This window comes from Pseudogulbenkiania subflava DSM 22618 (assembly GCF_900177275.1).
In the GTDB taxonomy this organism is placed as follows: domain Bacteria; phylum Pseudomonadota; class Gammaproteobacteria; order Burkholderiales; family Chromobacteriaceae; genus Pseudogulbenkiania; species Pseudogulbenkiania subflava.
This window is the reverse complement of sequence record NZ_FXAG01000023.1, coordinates 67880-73879: the sequence shown is the minus strand read 5'-3', so window position 1 is coordinate 73879 and position 6000 is coordinate 67880. Positions and strand designations below refer to the sequence as shown.

Annotated in this window: 8 protein-coding genes; 1 reads left to right on the top strand and 7 read right to left on the bottom strand. The window is 62.1% G+C overall.

The genetic code is table 11. The features are described 5' to 3' along the window. Nucleotides 1-845, bottom strand: an 845-nt coding sequence (locus B9N72_RS20935) for a VCBS domain-containing protein (protein WP_200811047.1), incomplete at its 3' end; no start/stop codon positions are given. A 357-nt stretch (nt 846-1202) separates the two neighbouring features. Next, entirely contained in the window at nt 1203-1424 is a 222-nt protein-coding gene (locus B9N72_RS17505; RefSeq protein WP_024303596.1) for a sigma factor-like helix-turn-helix DNA-binding protein, read from the bottom strand. A 306-nt stretch (nt 1425-1730) separates the two neighbouring features. Between B9N72_RS17505 and B9N72_RS17500 the strand changes: the two genes are divergently transcribed. Further along, nucleotides 1731-1937 carry a glycine zipper 2TM domain-containing protein gene (locus B9N72_RS17500; protein WP_085277561.1) on the top strand — a complete coding sequence of 69 codons (207 nt, stop codon included), beginning with the start codon at nt 1731-1733 and terminating at the stop codon, nt 1935-1937. A gap of 116 nt (nt 1938-2053) precedes the next feature. On the opposite strand, the gene B9N72_RS17495 is transcribed toward B9N72_RS17500, so the two are convergent. The 5 genes from B9N72_RS17495 to B9N72_RS21125 form a co-directional block, all read right to left on the bottom strand. Further along, nucleotides 2054-2863 (bottom strand): MetQ/NlpA family ABC transporter substrate-binding protein, encoded by an 810-nt coding sequence (locus B9N72_RS17495; protein ID WP_085277560.1) that lies wholly within the window; start codon nt 2861-2863, stop codon nt 2054-2056. Between the two features lie 42 nt (nt 2864-2905). Next, entirely contained in the window at nt 2906-3592 is a 687-nt protein-coding gene (locus B9N72_RS17490) for a methionine ABC transporter permease (protein WP_085277559.1), read from the bottom strand. After that, entirely contained in the window at nt 3592-4329 is a 738-nt protein-coding gene (locus B9N72_RS17485) for a methionine ABC transporter ATP-binding protein (protein WP_085277558.1), read from the bottom strand. Before B9N72_RS17485 ends, B9N72_RS17490 begins: the two co-directional genes overlap by 1 nt. Before the next feature lie 265 nt (nt 4330-4594). Further along, nucleotides 4595-5344, bottom strand: a complete 750-nt coding sequence (locus B9N72_RS17480) for an endonuclease/exonuclease/phosphatase family protein (protein ID WP_085277557.1) — start codon at nt 5342-5344, stop codon at nt 4595-4597. 222 nt (nt 5345-5566) lie between these two features. Beyond that, complete coding sequence (locus tag B9N72_RS21125) at nt 5567-5971, bottom strand: hypothetical protein (protein ID WP_085277556.1); 405 nt, start codon at nt 5969-5971, stop codon at nt 5567-5569. Nucleotides 5972-6000 lie beyond the last annotated feature (29 nt).

Sequence of the window (6000 nt, the reverse complement as noted above, 5' to 3'; positions counted from 1 at the left end):
GCGTCGTTGGTGCCGGTGATGGTCACGTCGATGGTGCGATCCACCGTGCCGCCGTGGCCGTCGTCCAGCGTCAGGGTGAAGTGCTCGACCTTGGTCTCGTCCTTGCCCAGGTATTCCACCGCCGATGCCGCCACGCTGTAATTCCACGTGATGACCCCGCCCGTCCCGCTACCCGTGGTGTCGGTGGTGACGCTGGCCGTCAGGCTGCCCAGCGCCCCCGTCGAGGCGGTGATGGTCGGGCTGATGCTGTGCGTGTCGCTCAGATCGACGTCGCTGAAGCCGATGGTGCCGCTGTCGGTGAGGTTGCCTATCGGCGTCACCTGTTCGGTCACCGCGCCGGTAACATCGGTCGCCGCCACCACCGGCGCGTCGTTCACCCCTGCAAACTGCACAGTCGCCGTCGCCCAACTGAGCGTCCCATTACTGAGCCTGATCGCATAAGTAAAGGTATCTGTCTGGTATTCTCCAGCCCCAAGCGCATTCAATGTCGCTTTGAAATCAGCATTCAGGGTGCTCGCATCGTACCCCACCCGGCCATCCGTGGTGATCCAAATACGCGCCCCATGGGCGCTGGTATCGGTCGATGCCTCTGCTGCTATAGCAGTGTTATAAGCCGTATCTTTTGTCAGCAAATCTGTCGAGCTGCTGATGCCCGCAGTATTCGTTCCGTTATCCACCGAATAAAGCGTCTTGGCCGCCCCACCAAGATCGTTGGCCATCACGCTCAGGTAGACGACGTTTGACGAGTCTTCGGTCAACCCAGTGGAGCTACTGGTAAACAGATCGTCCCCTGCCTGCGGAGTGTTGGAAAACGAAGTGATGATGCCATTGGTGATACTGGCCATGATGATTCCCCCGACGAGATAAACCCGATGTCATTTCTGACAAGACTCGTAAAAACCTATAACAACTAACCATTCTGGATAATAGTTTTAAATGAGTAGAAAGCAATTGCCCTTCAGTACACCCCTGGTTTTCCGGTAAAACAGATGGTGATGTACTAGACTTTTGCCCCCTTGGTCATAGCGAACCCCGACAATCAGGGCGCCTTCCGGGAGAGGTCGAGGGCGGCAAAGGGCTGGCGGCATGCTTCGTGGCACGGCAAAAAGCACAAAGGTTGGCCGAAGCCCCTTTTTCGAGAGGCTTCGGCCAACCTTTGCATGTTCAGCCGGACTAACCGCCGGCGTGTGTCAGTTCGCTAACTAACGGGTTTCCAGCGGCAGGTGGCTCGCCATCGCGTTGATTTCCTTGATCGCCCGGCGGAAGCGGGCGTGGGCGCGTGAGACGGTGGATTCGCTGATGTCGAGCTGCTTGGCGGCGGCATAGCCGGTCATGCCGTCGATCTCCATCAGCCAGACGGCTTCGCGCGATTGCTTCTTCAGGCCGATCAGGTCGGCGACGTGGTTGAACTGTTCGAGTTTCATGTGTCTGTCCTCCTGCGTTATCGCTAAGCCCCCTTGGGTGTCGCCACCCACAGGCACATCGAAAATCCGCACTTCCCTGCCTTACTTCAGCATAGTTGCTTGCAAAAAAAATGCAGGTAAAAAATGCAAGCTGCCGATGGCGCCTTGAGCAGAAGGGCGATGCCGTTCCAGCCCAGAGCATCCGGTAGAACCCCCTCCCTGGCCAACCGGTCCGAGGAACTCGTGTGGGAATGCCGGGGTCTATACCACTGTCACAGACTCTGTTGACCGGGCATGTGTGCCCGGCAGCGTTGCGCGAGGTCTCTCATGAACAAGACCCTGACTCGTTCGATGATTGTCTTGCTGGCCGTGGCCACCCTGAGCGGCTGCGCCGGCATGACCCAACGCCAGAAGAACGCCGCCGTCGGTGCGGCGGTGGGCGGCGTGGCCGGTTCGGTGCTGACCGGCGGGGATTCGTTCGGCACGCTGGGTGGCGCGGCCATCGGCGGCGTCATCGGCCACGGCGTCAAGTAAGCATTTCAGCGGTGAACGCCCTGTTCCGGCTTGCCGGAATGGGGCGGTTCACGCTGGATGGACGTAAAAAAAGGAGGGCCAGAGCCCTCCCGAATGCCTTGAAGTAAAAAAGTCGCTTACTTCCAGTTTGCCGGCAGCTTGTAGCCGGCGTACTTCTGCTTGGCCCAGGCCTTGAACTCGTTGGAGTTGTAGGCGGCCACCACATCCTTCACCCAGGCCTTCTTCACGTCGGCGGCGCGCACCACCCCCCAGTTCACGTAGGCGTAGCTCTTTTCCTGATAGACGGCTTCAGTCAGCTTGATGCCCGAGCTGGTGGCGTAGTTGCCGTTGATCACGGCGAAATCCACGTCGTTACGCGAGCGCGGCAGCTGGGCGGCCTCCAGTTGCACGATCTTGATGTTCTTCAGGTTCTGGGCGATGTCGTGCTCGGAAGCGGTGAGCGGGTCGATACCCGGCTTCAGTTTGACCCAGCCCAGGTCGTTCAGCATCACCAGCGCGCGGGCGAAGTTGCTCGGGTCGTTCGGGGCGGCCACGGTGGAGCCCGCCTTGATGTCCTTCAGCGACTTCAGCTTGCCCGGGTAGATGCCCAGCGGCGCGGTCGGCACCTGGAACACCTCCTTCAGCGACAGCTTGTGCTCCTTGGCAAAGTTGTCGAGGTAGGGCTTGTGCTGGAACACGTTGACGTCGAGCGAGCCTTCCTGCAGCGCCAGGTTCGGGCGCACGTAGTCGGTGAACTCGACCAGCTTGACGGCGTAGCCCTGCTTTTCCAGGATCGGCTTGACCGACTGTTTGACCATGTCGCCGAAGTCGCCGACGGTGGTGCCGATGACGATTTCCTTCTTGGACGGGTCGGCGGCCAGGGCGGAACCGGCCACGGCCAGGCCCAGTACGGATACGGCCAGCGCCTTGAGAACGAATCTACGCATGATGAACTCCTTGTCTCTTTGCATCAGGTAAGGGATGGGGGATTAACGCTTGTCCAGCCGCGCCGCCAGACGGTTGCCGACGAACTGGATGATCTGCACGATGAGCACCAACAGCAGCACCATGGCGATCATCACCTCGGTCTGGAAGCGGTAGTAGCCGTAGCGGATGGCCAGGTCGCCGATGCCGCCGCCGCCCACCACGCCGGCCACCGCCGAGTAGGACAGGAAACTGATGGTGAGGATGGTGACGCCGGAGATCAGGCCGGAGCGTGCCTCCACCAGCAGCACCTTGGTGATGATCTGCAAGGGGCTCGCGCCCATCGCCTCGGCCGCCTCCACCACGCCGCGTGGCACCTCGCGCAGCGTCTGCTCGACCAGGCGGGCGAAGTACGGGATCGCCGCGAACGACAGCGGCACCGCGGCCGCCACCGGGCCGATGGTCGACCCGACCAGGATCCGGGTCAGCGGCACCAGCGACACCATCAGGATGATGAACGGGAACGAACGCACCAGATTGACCAGCCAGCCCAGCACGCCGTTGACGATGCGATGGGCAAAGATCTGCCCCGGCTGGGTCAGGTAGAGCAGGAAGCCCAGCGGGCCGCCGAAGCAGAACGCGGCGGCCAGCCCGATGGCCAGCATCAGCGCGGTTTCCTTGCAGGCCTGCCAGATTTCCGGGGCCATCATGCTCAGGTTGGCGAGCGCATCGGCAAAAGTCAGCGTTTCCATCATGCGGCCTCCAGCAGCGAGCGGGCGAGTTCGGACTCCGCCTCGATCCGTCCATCGACGATATCCAGCACCTCGACCACCCGGCCGGCGTCCAGCACCGCGGCACGCTGGCAGATCGAGCGCACCACGTTCATCTCGTGCGTCACCACCACCACCGTCACGCCGAAGCGGCGGTTGATGTCCTGCAGGCAGTCGAGAATGCTCTGGGTGGTCTTGGGGTCGAGCGCCGAGGTGGCCTCGTCGGCCAGGATCACCTTGGGATTGGGCGCCAGGGCGCGGGCGATGCCGACGCGCTGCTTCTGGCCACCGGACAGTTGCGCCGGGTAGTGACCGGCGCGGTCGGTCAGGCTCACCACCTCCAGGCACTCAGCGACGCGCTTCTCGATATCGCCCTTGGACCAGCCGGCGATCTCCAGCGGAAACGCCACGTTGCCGGCCACGGTGCGGTTGGCCAGCAGGTTGAACTGCTGGAACACCATGCCGATGTTTTGACGGGCGCGGCGCAGTTCGCGCGCGGACAGGCCGGTGAGATCCTGGGTGTCGACGATGACGCTGCCCTCGTCCGGGCGCTCGAGCAGGTTGATCAGGCGCATCAGGGTGGATTTGCCGGCACCGGAGTAGCCGATCAGGCCGAAGATTTCGCCGGCGCCGATCGACAGCGAGGTCGACGCCACCGCCTCGAACCAGCCACCGTCGGGGCGACGGTAGCGTTTGCGCACATTCTGCAAATGAATCATGGTGAAGCTCCAATGACAAAGCCCGCCGTAGACACGGCGGGCTTTGTGCATGGAAATCTTCGAGATCGAAAATCGTTACAGCCTGTCAGGCTGCCCACGCTTTAGCTATTTTACGCCCGCAAGCTGTGTTCAAATCGGCGATAGTTTTCTGTATTGAACATGTTTTTTCCTTTCCGGTCAAGACCGAAAGTGCGATTTTCACTGCTTACGCGCTAACACCCAGTCAAAGCCACTAGACCCCACCACACGCCAGGGTATTCTCCCTTCACACCGGCAGTAATTCCGCCGACAAGGGCAGGTGATCGGATAGTCCGTTCCACGGCGCGCCTTGATGGGCCCTGGCGTTGACCGGGCGCAGACCGCGCACGTAGATGCGGTCCAGGGTCAAGAGCGGCAGACGCGACGGAAAGCTGCGCGCATGTTGGCCGAACAGGTGCTGAAACACCTCGTGCAGGCCGTTCTCGGCCAGCAGCCGGTCGGTCGCCTCGCCGCGCCAGTCGTTGAAGTCGCCCGCCAGAATCAGCGGATAGTGCGGCGGAACGTTGTCTCGGATGTAGCGCGCCAGCGTGGTGTACTGCTTGCGCCGGTCGCCTGCGCGCAGGTTGAGATGGGCGCACAGCGCGATCACCGGCGTACTCCAGCCGGGCGGCTCCAGCACGCAATGCAGCACGCCGCGGCTCTCGAAACGGTTGACCGAGATATCGAGATTGCACCAGGAGGCGATCGGAAAGCGGGTCAGCACCGCATTGCCGTGATGGCCATGGCCGTAGCTGGCGTTGAGGCCGTAGGCGGCCTTGCGCCCGAGCTGGCGCGCCAGGTACTGGTGCTGGGGAATGCGCGGCCACTCGTGGTGGCTCAGCGTGCGCAGCAGGTTCTTGCCCTGCACTTCCTGCAGGAACATCACGTCGGACGACAGCGAGTCCAGCGCCTTGGCCATGTCTTCCACCCTGACGTGGCGGTTGAGCACCGACATGCCCTTGTGGATGTTGTAGGTCGAAACCTTGAGCGGTTCCATTATGTCAGCCAGCCCTTCCACATCGCAGCTTGGCGTTGCCGGGTTGCCACGGCGGCCCCCGGCAGGTACTGCCCGCCCGGCCTGACCAGACAAAAAAACGCCAATCGGATAAACCCACTATAGACAGCCGGCACACCCCGCGCCCTGCCGCATCGGCAAAAACAACAGCCCCGCGAGGCGGGGCTGTACGGGTCTGGCGCCGGGGCGCGGCCAGGCAACGGCTTACTTCTTGGCGGCAACACTCTTGGCGGCACGCGGAGCCTTCGGGGTCTTCGCGCTCTTGAGCTCGACCACCTCCTTCACTTCGGCCACCACCACCGGGGCCACCGGCTCGGCGGGAGCCTCCGCCACCACAGCCTCGGCCGGCACCTCCACCTTGGCCTCGGGAGCGGTCTCGACCAGCAGGCGCTCGAGCAGCTTGCTGCGGGAAGAAATGCGCCGGTCGAAACGCCAGTCGTTCATCAATTCGATCGCCGCCTCGAAGTAGCGCATGTCGATCTCGTACAAGGCTTTCAGGTCGAACGACTGGCCCAGTTCCAACGCCGCCGCCAGATCCTTCAGCACCTGTACCTGTTCTGCGTTCTCGCCCGACTCAATGTACTTCCTGATTTTCTTGGCTGCGTTCATCGTCAATCCTTGCTTTTATAAAGAATAAA